Here is a 17,610-nt window from a genome sequence, read left to right as displayed (position 1 = left end):
CTAAACAGGTGCCATATATCGCGCTTTCAAATTTTGATATTGAACGATGAGTAAATCTAATTCACGACTAATGGGCAAAACGGTAGGATCCAACAATCTACTTGGTTCTCCTTTAACAGATTGATGTAACTTTTTGCGTACTCGCTCCAACTCTTCTTCTAAACGCTTCAATGGACGTGCATCTTCCATGGAAAGATCCCCCTGCCCTAGCATAGAATGGTAAATTGGTAGCTATACACTTCTTCTCTAACATTTGACCCATATTTATCTTCTTTATACTTATACGCCAGTATGTCCAAATCCACCTGCTCCACGAGCAGAACTAACCAATTCTTCTACTTGTTCTAGTTGAACTTTTGCTACCTCTTGAAAAACAAGTTGTGCAATACGATCTCCCCTATTTACGCGAAAGGGTTGATCTCCAAAGTTAACCATGATTACTTTGATTTCTCCACGGTAATCTGCATCGATCGTTCCTGGTGAATTTAACATAGTAATACCATGTTTAAATGCTAGACCACTTCTTGGACGTACTTGAGCTTCTAAGTTTTCTGGCATTGCAATAGAGATCCCAGTAGGAACCAATCTCCACTCCCCAGGTTGTAAAACCAATTCTTCTGTCACAGCAGCACATAGATCAAATCCACTAGCACCACTAGACATTTTCACTGGAAGTGCTAAATCATCATTTCCTAGAACACGACATAATTGAACAGTTAACATGTCAAAATTACTCCTTAAAAAAGTTTATGTAAAAGTTTATGTAATAGTAGGCAATTTTCCATCAGGCGAAATGACAGCCATTGACTTCTCTGAATGAAAAATTTTATTGGCTAATTTATTGACGCTATCTAAGGTCACTTGTTCTACTTTGCCAATAATCTCATCCAAGGAATGATGCTTTTGTAACAACAATTCATTTCGACCTAAACGACTCATTCGATTATTGGTGCTTTCTAATCCCAACATCATACTGCCTTTTAATTGTTCTTGTGCTTTTCTTAGCTCTTCCTCCAAAACTCCCTGAACAGTTAGTTGATGAAGTACATCTGCAATCACATTGCAAACCTCTTGTTCTTGTCCATGCTTCGTACCTGCATAAATCGCAAATAATCCATTATGACGGTGAGAAGAGTGATACGAATAGACGGAATATGCAAGCCCTCTGGCTTCTCGTACTTCTTGAAAAAGACGAGAACTCATATTTCCACCAAGGATATTGTTTAATAAAATAAGAGGATATATTTGAGCATCTTTCACGGAAAGCCCTTGGAATCCAATACAAAGATGCGATTGTTCTGTCGTTTTTTGTTTCGCTATTACTTGTGAAGTAAAGGTAGGAAGGGAATTATCCGATGCTGTATTCTCTCCACGGTGTTGGGAAAAATACTTCTCCACTTGCAAAATAAAATCATCAGGAAGATTTCCTGCAAGAGCTATGACCACGTTATGTGGATTATAATACTGTTCTCGATAAGCAATCAGTTGATCTCGGGTAAAGGAAGATACATTTTCCATCGTGCCAATAACAGGAAAACCAAGAGGATGAGTAGAAAAAGAAATTTCCGATAGTATGTCATGGATCAAATCATCTGGTGTATCTTCCACCATCGCTATTTCTTCCAATACAACTTTCTTCTCTTTCTCCATTTCTTGTTCATCAAAGGTGGAGTGAAAAAACATATCGGCTAAAAGATCCAAAGACATTTCAAAATGTTGATCTAACACTTTTGCATAGTAGCATGTCACTTCTTTTGATGTAAACGCATTGACTTGACCGCCAAATTGATCAAAACCTTCTGCGATTTGTTTCGCTGTGCGAGTTGTAGTGCCTTTAAAGAGCATGTGTTCCATGAAATGAGATATACCATTTATAGTTTTTGACTCTCTCTCCGAACCTGCACCAATCCAGATTCCCAAAGCGATGGAACGGACATGAGGAATCTGCTCTGCCACAATGCGTATTCCATTTGTTAACGTATAGGTAATGATGTAAAAAACCCCCTAGCATGCTACTGGCAATGCCAAATTCAAGCAGTATTTTCACTATATCAGATTCCAGGAAATCACTCAACGAATATTCATTCGTTTTGTGGATAGAACTTCTGAAACAGTTGCTAGAGCTAACTTTTTTTGTTTAATAGCACGGATCATTCCAGGAAGCGCCGATACGGTTCGATCTGTTGGATGCATCAAAATTAAATTACCAGGCTCTACTTTGGAACCAATCTTTTGCACCATAGAGGAAGAAGAAGTAGTTTTTCGCCAATCAATCGTATCTAGTGTCCATAAAACCGTTCCGAGATGATAGTCACTAGCAATTTGTACCACCCTGTTGTTAAAATCACCACTTGGAGGTGCAAACCATTTACTAGGATGATGAAAAACTTGTTTGATTACTTCTTCTGTTCTGCCAATTTCCCTATTCATTCTATCTACAGGAACTTGGCTCATCATTTGGTGTGTGTACCCATGATTACCTATCTCATGTCCTGCTTTCTCCAACGATAAACCTTCTTGGCGATGACTGTTTAACCATGTACCGTCCAAAAAAAACGTGACTTTTACCTTTTCCTGTTGAAAGATTTGAAGCATCTTTGGTAAATATTCGGTTCCCCAAGCTACATTGACCATTAAGGCTACAGCTTGTTGCTGTTCGTTACCTTTAAAAATGGGTCCAGTCCCTAAGTCTTTTAAATCAACAGCTGGCTTCACAGCTTTATAAACCCATTGAATTTGTTTACTATGGAGCTGCTTTGTCTTTTCATATGTTTTTTCTTTATCAACTATGAAACCATCCAAACCAGGAACTAACTTCCATACACGGTCATTTCGCGCATTAATAGGAGCTTTTTCGTGTTTGGGAGCTTCTTGATCGATCTTTGCTTTTAATTGGATATCATCTGATAAAAATGTTGGAATTGCAGATTGATTACGGATTGCGGATATATATACAAACACTGGAGAATGATAGCAGATAATCGTAACGACAATCAACGTCAAAATACCTATAATATAATAGTTCTTTTTCAAGGCTTGTCATCTCCTCTCTTGACTTACCTTATGAGAAGAGGTATAGATAAATGTTTATATCCAAACTAAAAAGAGACAGATTTACCATTTTGGCATATCTGACTCTCATTATTACTTCGATGCTTCTTTTTTTCTCGCTTCTTCTTCTCTTAGCAATACTTTACGGGAGAGATTCACACGACCTTGGTCATCTATTTCTGTAACTTTTACCATGATTTGATCTCCTACTGAGACCACATCTTGCACTTTTGCAACACGCTCTAAGGCTAGTTGAGAAATATGTACCAAACCTTCTTTGCCTGGGAAAAGCTCCACAAATGCACCGAACTTCTCTACACGCTTCACGGTACCGAGATACGTTTGTCCAACTTCCACTTCCCGAACGAGATCTTCAATTATTTTCTTCGCTTTTTCATTTTGTTCGCTATCAGAGGAAGCAATGTATATCCGACCATCTTGCTCTATATCGATTTTTACAGCTGTTTCCTCGATGATTTTGTTGATCACACGACCACTTGGTCCAATCACATCGCGAATTTTATCTGGATGAATGCGCATGGTCACAATTTTGGGTGCGAATTCTGAAAGCTGCTTACTAGGCTCTTTAATGGTAGTTTCCATATTATCTAAAAGGGTAAGCCTTGCTTTACTTGCTTGTTGAAGCGCTTTTTCTAAAATTGGACGATCGATTCCAGCAATCTTGATATCCATCTGAAGTGCAGTAACACCTTTGCGTGTCCCAGCTACTTTAAAGTCCATATCTCCTAAGTGATCTTCCATTCCTTGAATATCCGTTAAAACACTGACCAACTCTCCTTCTTTCACAAGACCCATTGCAATACCTGCTACAGGTGCTTTAATGGGTACGCCAGCGTGCATGAGTGCAAGAGTTGAAGCACAAATACTCGCTTGAGAAGTAGAGCCATTGGACTCCAATACTTCAGACACCAATCGGATAGTATAAGGAAATTCATCTTCACTTGGAATTACTTGTTCTAACGCACGTTCTCCTAAAGCACCATGTCCAATTTCCCTCCGGCCGGGAGAACGCATTGGTCTTGCTTCTCCAACACTGAAAGGCGGAAAGTTATAATGATGCATAAAACGTTTCGATTCTTCTAAATCCAATCCATCTAGTATTTGTACATCACCTAAAGCCCCTAATGTACAGATACTCAATACCTGTGTCTGCCCTCTGCGAAATAGACCTGATCCGTGGGTACGTGGTAAGATGTTTATCTCACTAGATAGTGGACGAATTTCATCTGTAGTACGTCCATCTGGTCGCTTGCCTTCTTCTAATATGAGTCGACGCACTTCTTCTTTGACAATCAAATCAAGAGTCTTATGGATATCTTTTTCTTTTTCTGCGTACTCTTCTTCCGAATATTCATTTTGCAATTTTTCTATAACGGATTTCTTCACTTCATCAATTGCTGCTTGACGAGCTTGTTTTTCCACTACTTGAATCGCTGAAATCATTTCCGGCAAAGCTAGGTCACGCACACGACTTTGTACATCTTCAACGATAGTTGCGAGCTCAGGAACCATTTTTTGTTCTCCGCACTTAGCAACTATCTCTTCTTGAATCGCTACTATCTTTTTAATTTCTTCATGCCCCAATAAAATGGCTTCTAGAACAATAGATTCTGGAATTTCCTTTGAACCAGCTTCCACCATATTAATGCCATCTTTTGTTCCAGCAACGACTAAGTGCAAATCTGACTTTTCCATCTGGGAAACAGTTGGATTGATGATTAGTTTTCCATCAACACGCCCTACAATTACACCAGCTATTGGTCCCGCAAAAGGAATGGATGAAATCGAAAGGGCAAGAGACGCACCTATCATCGCAGCGATTTCCGTAGAACAGTCTTGGTCCACGGACATAACTGTTGTCACCACTTGAACTTCATTGCGAAATCCGTCAGGAAATAATGGTCGGATCGGTCTATCAATTAGTCGGCTAGCTAAAATGGCTTTCTCGCTAGGACGCCCTTCCCTTTTGATAAAACCGCCAGGTATTTTTCCGACTGCGTACAATCGCTCTTCATAGTTAACAGTAAGTGGAAAAAAATCCAGTTCTTTAGGCTCTTTTGAAGCAACTACTGTTGCAAGAACCGCAGAATCTCCATATCTCACCATGATTGATGCATTTGCTAAAGCTGCATATTTGCCAATTTCAAATGAAAGTTTTCGTCCTCCAAGCTCTGTTTCAAACAGTTGTGACTCCACTTCATTGCCTCCTTTCAGACGTTTAACAATTTTCTATTCTCGTTTTTATTAGTATTTCCTGCTTTACCAAATTTCAAAAGGTATAAAAAAACGGGGTGTAATACCCCCGCTTTATCTACGTAATCCAAGTTTTTGAATTAGCTCACGGTAACGAGTAACATCCTTATCTTTTAAATAAGTAAGCAAGTTACGACGTTGTCCAACCATCTTGAGCAAACCACGACGTGAGTGGTGGTCTTTTTTGTGATCCCGCAAGTGGGAATTCAACTCGTTGATTCGATGAGTCAAAATCGCTACTTGAACTTCAGGAGATCCAGTATCGTTCTCATGCGTTTTATACTCATTAATAATTTCTCGTTTTTTCTCAAGAGTAATAGTCATCTTTCTTTCACCTCCATAAATTCAGTAAACCCCAATAACCCAGTGTACCGTTGAGGCAAACGGAAAACCGAGTCACGGTTCCTTAGCCATTATAGCGTAAAGAAAGTTCATTGTAAATGTTTGCCGATAAGTCTTCTAAATCAAGATATTTTTCCTATCATCGAGGGAAATATCTTGATCTGATAACCATTGTGTTGCATTGGTGCGATCCAATTCAATTTGTTCTACAAGAGATTTTATGGAGGAGAACTTCGCTTCTTTTCTTAAATAGTGCAGTAGTTCTACCTGTAATACTTCACCATAAAGATCCAAATGGGGGGATTGATCAAAGAGATGCACTTCCAATTTGGTTTTTACGGCTGATTTGTCAAATGTAGGTCGCACACCAACATTCATTACCCCATATCCTACCGATTCTTTGAAATATGCCCTTACAACATAAACACCGTGAACGGGAAGATAATAGGGTTGATTGGGCTCTACATTTGCCGTAGGGAAACCAATTTGCCGACCCCGTTTATCTCCATGTACAACTTCACCCTGAATACGGTATGGTCTACCTAAAAGATCATTAGCTAGAGAAATGTCACCTGAAGACAAGGCATTTTTCGTTCTAGTACTGCTGACTGCCTGATCCCCCATAATTATAGGATCAACAATCTTCACATCAAACAAACCTTCTCCTAATTTCATCAAATCATTAGCTGTACCTAATCCCCGATGACCAAAAGTAAAATTAAAACCTGTAGTCACAGCCGATACATTCAATGGTACTAAAACATCGGAAATAAATTTTTCTTTTTCTAAATTGGCAAATGATTGATTAAAGGTAACTACATACACTTGTTCTATACCAAGTTGCTCCAACTGATACAGTTTTTCTTTTAATGGTGTAAGATAGCCCATAAAAGTAGTATTCCCAAGCACTTCTCTCGGGTGAGGAGAAAAAGTCATGACCGCAGGAGGGATATTTAATTTTTTTGCTTTGGAAATTGCCTTTTTAATTACAGCCTGATGTCCCAAATGTAGTCCATCAAAAAAACCAATAGCTAAGCTAGTTGATTCGGCAGGCATTGGTTTAGCATCAAATGGGTACGTAATTTCTATCGTTTTCATTATTCATGCACATCCCGAAATACTTTTACTGGTCTTAATTCTTGATGATGGATCTCGTAAATTGCATAAAATTTACCTGTTTCATCATACATGCGAACCATAGTAGAGCTGGAACTATCTAATGTAGCATCCCAATCAAATACATTTCCATCTAGTACACGTTTTCCATCTTCTTGACTGACTACAACTGCTGGTAGATGACAGAGTGCTTCATCCATAGCAACTAAAGTATCAGAAAACAGGCCATGATCTTTTGCCGTGTCCAACTCATCAAATGTATAGCAATCAGCGATTTGAAAAGGACCACTCTGCACTCTTGTCAACTTGCTCATATGTGCTGGATAACCCATAAATTTGCCGATATCCACACATAACGTACGAATGTAAGTCCCCTTTGAACAAGTAACATCGAAAGAAAACATAGGATGATCTTTTGAGTCGATCTGCTTAATATCCAATTGATATATAGTTACACATCTGGATGGTCGTTCTATCACTTTTCCTTTTCGAGCAAGTTCATACAATCTCTCCCCTTTTATTTTCACTGCTGAATACATGGGAGGAACTTGTTCAATCTCGCCTCGGAAATGCTCTATAACTTTTTCCAATGGAAACAAATCAGTTGTAACTTCCACTTGTTCCATAATAGTCCCTGTTTGATCTTCTGTATCGGTAGAGATACCAAGGACCATCGTTCCTGTATAACGTTTTGGTAAATCTTGAATATACTCAACAAGTCTAGTAGCTTGTCCTAAACAAATTGGTAGTACACCTTCTACTTCTGGATCAAGCGTTCCAGTGTGTCCTACTCGTTTTTGACCGGCCAATCTTCGAATACGCCCTACAACATCATGAGATGTAAGCCCTTTTGGTTTCCATACAGGTATAATACCATGCAATGTCATTCATTCACGCCCTCAAAAGCTTCCGTCATTTTCTCTAGTACTTTATGAATCACTTCGTTCATTGTGCCTTTGACCGTGCAACCAGCTGCTCTAGCATGGCCACCGCCACCTAGCGAAAGAGCTACTTGAGATACATCGATAATATTACGAGAACGCATGCTTACTTTTATATGGTGTTCATCTATGGGTCGAAATAGAATACCTACATCTACCCCTTCTATATTTCGAGCTAGATTAACCAATCCATCGTTATCTTCTTCTTCTGAAGTAAGATAGGCTACTTTTCCATCAAGTACAATCTGCATTGTCCCTAGAGCTTCTTTTAATTGTGCCAAATATCGTACACTAATGGACTCCAACAAACGATCCGCAAGTTCATAGGAGTCTGCACCAGCCTCTAGTAAATTAGCTGCAATTCGTAATACATTCGGTGATGTATTGGAATAGCGAAATCCACCTGTATCGGTCAATAAACCAGCATAAAGAACGGTAGCTAATTGCTTGGATATAGGAATATCTAGATATGCAGCCCAGTCATACAAAATTTCTACTGTCGCAGCTGCGTCTGCTTTCACAATATTAATGGTGCCGAATTGGTCATTTGTTGCATGATGATCAATGTTGATAATAATTGGATCATCGGCAAAAAGCTGCTGACATTCCCCAATACGGGAAATATCAGCAGCATCAACTGTAATAATAACAGAAAAACGTTTTTTTACTTGAGACGATAACTGAATAAGCTCTGTCCCTGGCAAAAAAGCGAGTTTTTCAGGAACAGGCGATTCATTTACAAGTGACACCGAAATACCAAGTGATTTTGCTATTAATCCCATTGCTAATGTAGAACCAATAGCGTCTCCATCTGGATTCACATGTGAAACCACTAGGATTTGACTAGCATTTTTAAGTGTTTGAGTAGCACTTGTCCAGTCTAACATAAACCGTTTCTCCTAATCTTCGTCTCGTACATCATGAAGCAATCGCGTAATTTGATCACTATGATCAAGTGAATGATCAATAGAAAACTGGATATCAGGTACATGTCTGAGTTGTACCCGACGTCCTACTTCAGAGCGAATAAAACCTTTTGCTTTTTCTAATGCCGCAATTGATTCATCTTTCTCCGATTGGCTTCCTAAGATACTCACATAAACTTTTGCAAGTTGCAGATCACCACTCATCTCTACTGCTGTCACGGTAACAAAACCGATTCGAGGATCTTTTATTTCCTGTTGAATAATTTGGCTAAGCTCTTTTTTGATCTGTTCGCCAACGCGGCTCACACGGATGCGTGCCAAGGGCGACACCTCCTACACAAAAGTGATGTCAATATGAAAGATCATCATTTCATCTGTCGCTTCTAAAAGTTTTAAAGCGAGCTGAAGCTCCTTTTCCACCACATGCTTAGTTGTTGCTACCCCAACAATGGCAAGCTCAAACACTTGGCGATCATCTTGTCTTCCAACTTCTGAAACGGAAAGATTCCATTTGTTCTTGATACGAGTAAGTACAGACTGTAGCACTCTTCTCTTGTCTTTAAGCGAGAGGGAAGTGGGGATTTTTCCATCACACGTCAATAATCCAATAAACAATTACGTACGCGCTACCTCTTCAATGACGTAAACCTCGATCAAGTCCCCTTCTTTCATATCATTATAACCTTCTAATGTAATACCACATTCATAACCTTGTGCAACTTCTTTTGCATCATCTTTAAAGCGTTTCAAGGTATCCAGATTACCTTCATGGACAACAATGCCATCACGAATCAGTCTTGCTTTTCCATCACGTACTACTTTGCCTTCGATCACATAACACCCTGCAATCGTACCGACACGTGAAACTTTAAAGATTTGTCTCACTTCAGCTGTACCTACTACTTTTTCCTCATACTCTGGGTCTAATAAGCCTTTCATTGCAGCTTCAATTTCTTCTATTGCTTTGTAAATAACTCGATGTAAGCGAACTTCTACTTTTTCTTGTTCAGCAGTTGCCCGAGCATTTGGTTCTGGACGTACATTAAAGCCAATAATGATCGCATTAGAAGCAGAGGCGAGAATCACATCTGATTCGGTTATAGCCCCGACAGCAGTATGAATGATTTTCACTCGAGCTCCTTCAATATCAATCTTTTCTAAGGAACCTTTCATTGCTTCAGCAGATCCATGTACGTCTGCTTTAATAATAACATTTAATTCCTTCACTTCGCCCTCTTGAATTTGTTTAAACAAATCATCAAGGGTTACACGTGACCGCGCACCACGCTCTTCTTCTCGTTGTTTTTGGTTCCGTTTATCAGCTATAGCTCGACCTTTTTTCTCATCATCAAATATTATAAAGGGATCCCCTGCATTTGGGACATCTGGGAGACCTAAAATTTCAACAGGCATGGAAGGCGGCGCTGCTTTGACTCGACGGCCATGATCGTTGATCATTGCTCGGATTTTGCCAAAATAATTTCCTGCGACGATTCCGTCTCCCACCTTTAGGGTACCATTTTGGATAAGTACAGTAGCAACAGCACCTCGTCCTTTATCCAGCTCTGCTTCGATAACAACACCTCGAGCACGTTTATCTGGATTTGCTCGTAACTCTTGTACTTCTGATACTAATAGTATCATCTCCAGAAGATCTTCCATACCTTCTCCGTTTATGGCAGATACAGGGACAAATATGGTGTCTCCTCCCCAATCTTCTGGTACCAATCCATACTCGGTTAACTGTTGTTTGATACGATCCGGATTTGCATCTAGTTTATCCATTTTGTTGACAGCTACTATTATGGGAACATTTGCAGCTTTAGCATGATTAATCGCCTCAACTGTTTGTGGCATTACCCCATCATCCGCAGCAACAACAAGAATGGTAATATCCGTAACTTCCGCGCCTCGAGCACGCATCGTTGTGAATGCAGCATGCCCAGGGGTATCTAGAAATGTAATTTTCTTACCATTAATTTCCACTTGATAAGCACCAATATGCTGAGTAATCCCTCCTGCTTCCCCGGAGGTTACATTCGTACTTCTAATTTTATCCAATAAAGTTGTTTTTCCATGGTCTACATGCCCCATGATCGTTACAACAGGAGGACGTTCTAAAAGATTTTCTTCTGAATCTACTTCTTCAATCTCTTCGATATTCGATTCATCAAACTCCTCTTTATAGATCACTTCAACTCCAAATTCCTCTGCTACTAGTGACATTGTTTCTACATCGATTTCTTGGTTAATCGTCGCCATAACACCAATTGGAATTAGTTTGCGGATTACTTCAGATCCTTCTTTTCTCAATAACTTGGCAAATTCTCCAACAGAAAGAGGACCAGATACAGTGATTTCTTTTGGCAATACTGGTGCTTGTTTTTCCCTGTTTTGTGATCTTTTATCATTTCTTTTGCGATTTCCTTTTCCTCTTGGGCCTTTCCCTTTGGAAAAAGAATTGTTACTACGTGTTTGCTTATTTTTTTTAATTGGCTCTTGGTTCGCTCGAGAAGAAGGTTGGCCTTTTTCTTGTATTTCTTCTTGAGAATAATTGTTTGTTTGTTCCATAGACTTCGCCGCCCCATGTTGTACAGTTTGTTTCTGACTTTTCGGTTTCTCCTGTTTTGCAGTTGTAGACCCCTGTTTTAATTTCGTTACAAACTCTTCCACTTTTTTTGTTGCAGTTTCGTCCATGATACTCATGTGGTTATTTACAGGAATGCCTACTTTTTCTAATATGTTTAAAACTTCTTTACTACTCATGTCTTTCTCTTTGGCATACTCATATACACGGATTTTCGTCATCCGTTCACCCCCATTAGTTACGTAACGAGCCCCCTTAACATCTGACAGAAACCTACATCTGTAACTGCCATTACGACTCGTTCTCCTTTTCCTACCGCAGCCCCAAGCTCATATCTTGTGCCTGCTTGTAACAAAGGCACTTGATAAGAACTACACTTATCTGTGAACTTTTTTGTTGTATTTTTACCTGCATCAGTAGCTAAAATAACCAATTTAGCTTGACCATTTCGTACAGATTGAAGAACAAACTCTTCTCCCAGAGTTAACTTGCGTGCTCGCTGTGCTAGACCTAACACTTGAAAGAAATTATTCTTCATGTGAAACTCCCTCTGCATACTCCCTAAGTTGATCATACAAAGCAGAATCAATTTTTGTTTGAAAAACGCGCTCTAACGCTTTTTTCTTTTGAGCCAAATCAATATATTCGACTTTTGCGCATAGATAAGCACCTCGCCCAGACTTCTTGCCTGTCGGATCAATCAATACTTCATTTTCGGGTGTTCTCACTACACGGATAAGACTTTTTTTAGGAAACATTTCTTGAGAGACAATACATTTTCGCATTGGAATTTTTTTCTTTTTCACTCGATCTCATCCTCAGAAATAGCAGGTGTAAATTCTATTCCTGCTTCAGACTCACTCTTGATGTCTATTTTCCAATTGGTAAGTTTAGCAGCTAAACGAGCATTTTGTCCTTCTTTTCCAATAGCTAATGATAACTGGTGATCAGGAACAACTACTCTTGCCATCTTTTCCTCTTCAAAAATTTCCACGGAAGTTACTTTAGATGGACTCAAACTAGATGCTATCCACTCAGTCAAATCATCAGAAAAACGAATAATGTCTATCTTTTCTCCACGAAGCTCATTGACGATTGTTTGAACACGAACTCCTTTATGACCTACACATGCTCCAACAGCGTCTACATTGGGGTCCCGTGAAGTCACTGCAACTTTTGATCGCTGGCCTGCTTCACGTGCAATGGATTTGATTTCAATTACACCATCAAAAATTTCAGGAACTTCTAATTCAAACAGACGTTTTAATAAACCTGGATGTGTACGAGATACAAAAATCTGTGGACCTTTGGTTGATTTTTCTACTTTCGTGATGAACGTCTTTACACGATCACCGTGTTTAAATCGTTCACCTGGCATAGTTTCTGAATGAGGTAATAATGCTTCCACTCTACCCAAATCAATAAAATAGTTACGATTATCTGAGCGCTGCACAATTCCAGTTACAATATCTTCTTCTCTATCAATAAAATTAGAGTAGATGATATTTCTTTCTGCCTCTCGAATACGTTGTGTTACTACTTGTTTTGCTGTTTGTGCTGCAATACGTCCAAAATCGGCAGGAGTTACTTCGATTTCCACAACATCATCTAACGCATAGTTAGGATTGATTTCTTTTGCTGCTTCTAAGGAAATCTCTAGACGAGGGTCCAATGCTTCCTCTACAACATTTTTACGTGCAAACACACGAACTCTACCAGACTCTCTGTTAATATCCACTCTTACATTTTGAGCAGAATGGAAATTTCGTTTATACCCAGATATTAATGCTGCTTCAATTGCGTCGATCAAGATATCCTTGCTGATACCTTTTTCTTTCTCTAGTTGACCGAGCGCTTCGATGAACTCCGCATTCACCGGCATAATCCTCCCTTCATCATGAAAAAACCACGCTTAGTCTAGCACTTGCTATTTTATTTCGAGGAATTACCTGTGATGCAACTACAACTTCATCAGGTGTAACATTTTCAAGTATCCCTTCGAACTTACGCTGGCCATCAATAGGTTCATATGTACTAACGTGGATATTTTTTCCAATTGCTTTTTGATAATCGGATTCTTTTTTCAATGGTCTCTCTGCACCTGGTGAAGAAACTTCCAAATAGTAGTTTCCAGGGATTGGATCATTTTCATCTAATGCTAAACTAAGCTGTTCACTAGCTTTAGCACAATCGTCCAAATCGACTGGTTTGTTAATCCCATCGATAAAAACTCTCAAAAACCAATTCGACCCTTCTTTTTTATATTCCACTTCTACCAATTCCAGTTCTAAAGATTGGAGGAGTGGAACGGCAATTTTTTCTACTTGCTCTACAACTTGTCGACTCAAGAATACTACCTCCATAAGTAGCTTTTAAAATGCAAAGAGTGGGTGTTTACCCACTCTTTCATAGGAGCCTATCTAAAATCACCATTCCCTAGAAAAGCACTCCACCTGAAGTGTTTCTATAAGGTGAAGAATTTCACATCTGCAAAAACAAATGTAGTTAATGTGTGTAGTATTGCCAAAAAGATTATAACACAATCAGATTTTTAAAACTACCTAATTTTTAGTGTCTTTTTTCGATTCCTATTCATTGAGACTCCTATTTGCAAAAAAATCGTATAGAAGAATAAATAGCGCTTCCATTTTATTTAAAAAAAAAGAGGAGGATGACTCCTGCCTCTTGGTTGATAAAAAAAGGAAAGAACTATGTTGTTTTTATTAATTCCGATTGTATGATATACCGCTTTGGAGCGGGACCAATCCAGTTAAAAGGATAACAAGTAGTAAGGGTTAGGATCTGCTTTCCTTTATGAGAGACTATAACGGTTCGATCATTAGCATCTACTATCCACATTTTTACGATTTTATAAGTAAAAACACCTGCACTGGTCTTAGTAACCAATTGGTCACCAATCTTCAGTTTACCCACATTGCGAAATACCGTATCTCTATGACCACTTAAAACGGAGTTATCCTTCTCACCCGGAAGTACACTTTGCGCAAAGTGACCTACACCTTTTTCCAATTCATCTGGATCTGTACCTTCAATGATAGGCAAACTGGCACTTAGTTTAGGGATGATAAGATCCCCAACCTTTTCACCAGTTTTGGGTCGGGTCGGATATAAAATTCGCTTATCCACATTTGTTTGATTTTTTGCTTCTGCCATTACTTTGTCGATATCCGACTTATTGACCGAACTGCCGATAAACATTTGAGGTACGTATGCGAATAGGGAATAGCACATCAGGCACACTCCTGCTGCCATCAACAAGAGTGGTATTTTTTTCATGTTCTACATTTTCACTTTTTTACGAAGAACTAGGCCTAGAAAAGCAAGACCTGCACCAATCAATCCAGCAAGTGGTAAAGGAGTAGCTGTCTTTGGTAATTCTCCACCATTAACGGTAGTAGGTTGATCTGAAGTTGTATCAGAAACAGTGGTAGAATTAGCAGAGGTATTGCTATTTTGCGCAACTACAACAGGTGTGTTTGTGCTTGGTGCATCTACCCCACCATTATTTTCAGGAGAATCTACACCACCGTTATCGGTGCTTCCGCCATTATTGGTAGTTCCGCCATTGTCAGTAGTTCCACCGTTGTCGGTAGTTCCACCATTATTGGTAGTTCCACCATTGTCGGTAGTTCCGCCATTGTCGGTAGTTCCACCATTGTCAGTAGTTCCACCATTGTCAGTAGTTCCACCATTGTCAGTAGTTCCACCATTGTCAGTAGTTCCACCATTGTCAGTAGTTCCGCCATTGTCGGTAGTTCCGCCATTGTCGGTAGTTCCGCCATTGTCGGTAGTTCCACCATTGTCGGTAGTTCCACCATTGTCGGTAGTTCCACCATTGTCGGTAGTTCCACCATTGTCGGTAGTTCCACCATTGTCAGTAGTTCCACCATTGTCGGTACTTCCACCATTGTCGGTACTTCCACCATTGTCGGTAGTTCCGCCGTTGTCGGTGCTTCCACCATTGTCTCCGTTTTCATCACAATCAACGCCTGTGCATGGTGGCTTACCATCATCGGTACCAGGAACTTGAATTTTTACTTTTGCATCTAAATCTACTAAATTTTTGTTCGCCGCTAATGCTGCTGGACTTAAAGCAAAAACGGATAAACCTAGAACAAAAAAGCCTGTTGCTACTTTTTTCTTCAAATATAATCAACCTTTCCTTTTGTTCTATTCCCTTTTTCAACCATAAATGTATGGAATACTTTTCTTTATCTGTCTATTCTCATCTTAGTGTTCAGAGAAATCAGTGTCAATTGAAATAATCAATGTTTAATAAATTTGTTATAAGTTACAACTTTTTAGATAGAACATGAATAGCTTCCCTTCAAAATCTTAGGCCTTTTTTAAAATTTGGCCAAATAACCTATCCAACAAAATAATGCAATTTTAATAAAGAAAATAAAAACACTCTCTATTAGAATTTATCATTTCCTACCACTTCATCAGCAACAATATACAATCTTATTTCCAAAAAAGTTGCTAAAATGACCATAGAGAAAACAATTTGTATAATTAAGTTTCAAAAAGTATCATGCCTAAAAAGCAATATTTAGTACAAAAAGGATAAATCATTGAATCTAATTCATTGGTACCTGAGTCCTACCATATAAAACCCCTTCTCTAAAAAGAAAAGGGGCTTGATCAATTATTTTTTCATTATATCTAAAAGCTCTTCCACACTAAGTTCTTGACTTTCACCAGTACGACGAAACTTTAGTTCCACTATATCATCCTCAGCTTTTGACCCCACCACAATTCGTTTGGGAATACCAATTAAATCTGCATCTTTAAATTTAACTCCAGCTCTCTCTGGACGATCATCAAATAAAACTTCAATACCTGCTTGCATCAATTGTCGATATAGCTTTTCGGCTAGCTCACTTTGGTTTTTATCTTTCATATTTACTGCAATAAGATGTACTGCATATGGAGCAATAGATTCCGGCCAAATGATTCCACCATCATCATGATGTTGTTCTACGACAGCAGAGAGTGTTCGAGATATACCAATTCCATAGCAACCCATAATATAGGTTTGTTCCCGACCATTCTCATCGAGAAAAGTACCTCTCATAGCATCACTGTACTTAGTACCTAGTTTGAAGATATGTCCAACTTCAACACCTTTTTGAAAGCGGATTGTCCCTTTGCATCGCGGACATTTGTCTCCCTCTTCCACAGTACGCAAATCTGCATACTTGCTAACTTCAAAATCTCTTCCCTCTACGGCATGTAAAAAATGATAGTCTGTCTCATTAGCTCCAGTATGCCATTCATCAAATCCGCGTAGAGCAAAATCTGCAAGAATAGTTATTTTTTCATTTACATGGACTGGTCCAAGTGAACCTGGGGTTGCACCAGTAACTTTATAGATGGTTGCTTCATCTGCTAAAGAACATGTTGTTGCTTCTAATACATTTTTCACTTTTACTTCATTTACTTCATGGTCTCCACGAACCAAAACCATCACAGGCTTATCATCTACAATAAATAATAAAGTTTTTACTAGAGAACTCGGAGCAACTTGAAGATATGATGCAAGTTGATCAATTGTTTTTATGTTTGGTGTATAGATTTTCTCCATTGCTTGAACATCTTGCTTCTCTGAACGAATAACATCATCTATCATAATCTCAGCCATTTCAATATTCGCAGAGTAATCACAAGATGTACAAATCGCGATCTTATCTTCGCCGGCCTCAGAGAACACCATAAATTCGTGGGTTCCCTTTCCACCTATAGATCCTGAATCCGCCTCAACCGCTCCAAACTCCAGCCCGCATCTGGTAAAAATATTGACATATGCTTGATACATATCCTTATAAGTTTCATCTAGCGACTTGCGATCAGCATGAAAAGAATATGCATCTTTCATAATAAATTCTCTACCGCGTAATAGCCCTGAACGAGGACGCTTTTCATCACGAAATTTGGTTTGAATCTGATAAAGTGTCATCGGTAACTTTTTGTATGAGTTTACTTCTTTACGGAGTAAATCGGTTATGGTTTCTTCATGAGTCGGACCAAGAATAAAATTGCGCTCATGACGATCTTGTAATTTCACTAATTCTGGACCATATGTATCATATCGTCCAGATTCTTGCCATAGTTCAGCTGGATTGAGAGCAGGCATTAGTAGTTCTTGTGAACCAATCCGATCCATTTCTTCTCGAACAATCTTAGAAATTTTTTGCAATACTCGTTGGGCTAATGGCAAATAATTATACACTCCTGCTGCCACTTGGCGAATATAACCAGCACGGAGCAATAATTGATGGCTGATCATTTCTGCTTCCGCAACACTCCTAAGTGTAGGGATAAGTGCAGTCTTCTGTCTCAAAATCCTTCC

Annotated in this window: 19 protein-coding genes; all 19 read right to left on the bottom strand. The window is 39.0% G+C overall.

Features of this window, described 5'->3' with window-relative positions; all coding sequences use genetic code 11:
- Complete coding sequence (locus AC5WOF_RS16475; RefSeq protein WP_496051042.1) at window positions 1-189, bottom strand: Spo0E family sporulation regulatory protein-aspartic acid phosphatase; 189 nt, start codon at window positions 187-189, stop codon at window positions 1-3.
- Window positions 190-279: 90 nt separating this feature from the next.
- Entirely contained in the window at window positions 280-723 is a 444-nt protein-coding gene (gene dut / locus AC5WOF_RS16470) for a dUTP diphosphatase (RefSeq protein WP_496051041.1), read from the bottom strand.
- Between the two features lie 36 nt (window positions 724-759).
- Window positions 760-1,956, bottom strand: coding sequence for a M16 family metallopeptidase (locus tag AC5WOF_RS16465; RefSeq protein WP_496051040.1), 1,197 nt, complete (start codon window positions 1,954-1,956; stop codon window positions 760-762).
- Window positions 1,957-2,070: 114 nt separating this feature from the next.
- Window positions 2,071-3,033: a polysaccharide deacetylase family protein gene (locus AC5WOF_RS16460; protein WP_496051039.1), complete on the bottom strand. Its 963-nt coding sequence runs from the start codon at window positions 3,031-3,033 to the stop codon at window positions 2,071-2,073.
- A 111-nt stretch (window positions 3,034-3,144) separates the two neighbouring features.
- Complete coding sequence (pnp, locus tag AC5WOF_RS16455) at window positions 3,145-5,268, bottom strand: polyribonucleotide nucleotidyltransferase (protein ID WP_496051038.1); 2,124 nt, start codon at window positions 5,266-5,268, stop codon at window positions 3,145-3,147.
- Window positions 5,269-5,379: 111 nt separating this feature from the next.
- On the bottom strand, window positions 5,380-5,649 hold the full coding sequence (gene rpsO, locus AC5WOF_RS16450; RefSeq protein ID WP_496051037.1) for a 30S ribosomal protein S15: 270 nt from the start codon (window positions 5,647-5,649) through the stop codon (window positions 5,380-5,382).
- Window positions 5,650-5,784: 135 nt separating this feature from the next.
- Entirely contained in the window at window positions 5,785-6,765 is a 981-nt protein-coding gene (locus AC5WOF_RS16445) for a bifunctional riboflavin kinase/FAD synthetase (protein WP_496051036.1), read from the bottom strand.
- On the bottom strand, window positions 6,765-7,670 hold the full coding sequence (truB, locus tag AC5WOF_RS16440; protein WP_496051035.1) for a tRNA pseudouridine(55) synthase TruB: 906 nt from the start codon (window positions 7,668-7,670) through the stop codon (window positions 6,765-6,767). The genes AC5WOF_RS16445 and truB overlap by 1 nt, the downstream gene beginning before the upstream one ends.
- The gene (locus tag AC5WOF_RS16435; protein ID WP_496051034.1) at window positions 7,667-8,611 is read right to left on the bottom strand and encodes a DHH family phosphoesterase; all 945 of its coding nucleotides are present in this window, start codon (window positions 8,609-8,611) and stop codon (window positions 7,667-7,669) included. The genes truB and AC5WOF_RS16435 overlap by 4 nt, the downstream gene beginning before the upstream one ends.
- A 12-nt stretch (window positions 8,612-8,623) precedes the next feature.
- Window positions 8,624-8,971, bottom strand: a complete 348-nt coding sequence (gene rbfA, locus AC5WOF_RS16430; RefSeq protein ID WP_240876738.1) for a 30S ribosome-binding factor RbfA — start codon at window positions 8,969-8,971, stop codon at window positions 8,624-8,626.
- Between the two features lie 12 nt (window positions 8,972-8,983).
- Window positions 8,984-9,265, bottom strand: a complete 282-nt coding sequence (locus tag AC5WOF_RS16425) for a DUF503 domain-containing protein (RefSeq protein WP_496051033.1) — start codon at window positions 9,263-9,265, stop codon at window positions 8,984-8,986.
- Window positions 9,266-11,458, bottom strand: a complete 2,193-nt coding sequence (gene infB / locus AC5WOF_RS16420) for a translation initiation factor IF-2 (protein ID WP_496051032.1) — start codon at window positions 11,456-11,458, stop codon at window positions 9,266-9,268. It abuts the gene before it with no gap.
- A gap of 17 nt (window positions 11,459-11,475) precedes the next feature.
- On the bottom strand, window positions 11,476-11,775 hold the full coding sequence (locus AC5WOF_RS16415; protein WP_240876735.1) for a YlxQ family RNA-binding protein: 300 nt from the start codon (window positions 11,773-11,775) through the stop codon (window positions 11,476-11,478).
- Window positions 11,765-12,043 carry an RNase P modulator RnpM gene (rnpM, locus tag AC5WOF_RS16410; protein ID WP_496051031.1) on the bottom strand — a complete coding sequence of 93 codons (279 nt, stop codon included), beginning with the start codon at window positions 12,041-12,043 and terminating at the stop codon, window positions 11,765-11,767. The genes AC5WOF_RS16415 and rnpM overlap by 11 nt, the downstream gene beginning before the upstream one ends.
- Window positions 12,040-13,113: a transcription termination factor NusA gene (gene nusA / locus AC5WOF_RS16405; RefSeq protein ID WP_496051030.1), complete on the bottom strand. Its 1,074-nt coding sequence runs from the start codon at window positions 13,111-13,113 to the stop codon at window positions 12,040-12,042. The genes rnpM and nusA overlap by 4 nt, the downstream gene beginning before the upstream one ends.
- A gap of 19 nt (window positions 13,114-13,132) precedes the next feature.
- Entirely contained in the window at window positions 13,133-13,585 is a 453-nt protein-coding gene (rimP, locus tag AC5WOF_RS16400) for a ribosome maturation factor RimP (RefSeq protein ID WP_496051029.1), read from the bottom strand.
- Between the two features lie 361 nt (window positions 13,586-13,946).
- Complete coding sequence (gene srtD, locus AC5WOF_RS16395; protein ID WP_496051028.1) at window positions 13,947-14,534, bottom strand: class D sortase, LPxTATN-specific; 588 nt, start codon at window positions 14,532-14,534, stop codon at window positions 13,947-13,949.
- Window positions 14,535-14,537: 3 nt separating this feature from the next.
- Complete coding sequence (locus tag AC5WOF_RS16390; RefSeq protein ID WP_496051027.1) at window positions 14,538-15,404, bottom strand: hypothetical protein; 867 nt, start codon at window positions 15,402-15,404, stop codon at window positions 14,538-14,540.
- Window positions 15,405-15,906: 502 nt separating this feature from the next.
- Complete coding sequence (locus AC5WOF_RS16385) at window positions 15,907-17,601, bottom strand: proline--tRNA ligase (RefSeq protein ID WP_496051026.1); 1,695 nt, start codon at window positions 17,599-17,601, stop codon at window positions 15,907-15,909.
- Window positions 17,602-17,610 lie beyond the last annotated feature (9 nt).

This window comes from Shimazuella sp. NTD250, from assembly GCF_059510375.1.
Note: the sequence above shows the minus strand (reverse complement) of the source record. Positions and strands in the feature narration are given on the sequence as shown.

Excerpts from the sequence above, each read along its gene's own strand:
- truB (WP_496051035.1), bottom strand. The coding sequence starts at position 7,670 with ATGACATTGCATGGTATTATACCTGTATGGAAACCAAAAGGGCTTACA.
- AC5WOF_RS16415 (WP_240876735.1), bottom strand. The coding sequence starts at position 11,775 with ATGAAGAATAATTTCTTTCAAGTGTTAGGTCTAGCACAGCGAGCACGC.
- AC5WOF_RS16445 (WP_496051036.1), bottom strand. The coding sequence starts at position 6,765 with ATGAAAACGATAGAAATTACGTACCCATTTGATGCTAAACCAATGCCT.
- AC5WOF_RS16435 (WP_496051034.1), bottom strand. The coding sequence starts at position 8,611 with ATGTTAGACTGGACAAGTGCTACTCAAACACTTAAAAATGCTAGTCAA.
- rpsO (WP_496051037.1), bottom strand. The coding sequence starts at position 5,649 with ATGACTATTACTCTTGAGAAAAAACGAGAAATTATTAATGAGTATAAA.
- srtD (WP_496051028.1), bottom strand. The coding sequence starts at position 14,534 with ATGAAAAAAATACCACTCTTGTTGATGGCAGCAGGAGTGTGCCTGATG.
- dut (WP_496051041.1), bottom strand. The coding sequence starts at position 723 with ATGTTAACTGTTCAATTATGTCGTGTTCTAGGAAATGATGATTTAGCA.
- AC5WOF_RS16475 (WP_496051042.1), bottom strand. The coding sequence starts at position 189 with ATGGAAGATGCACGTCCATTGAAGCGTTTAGAAGAAGAGTTGGAGCGA.
- infB (WP_496051032.1), bottom strand. The coding sequence starts at position 11,458 with ATGACGAAAATCCGTGTATATGAGTATGCCAAAGAGAAAGACATGAGT.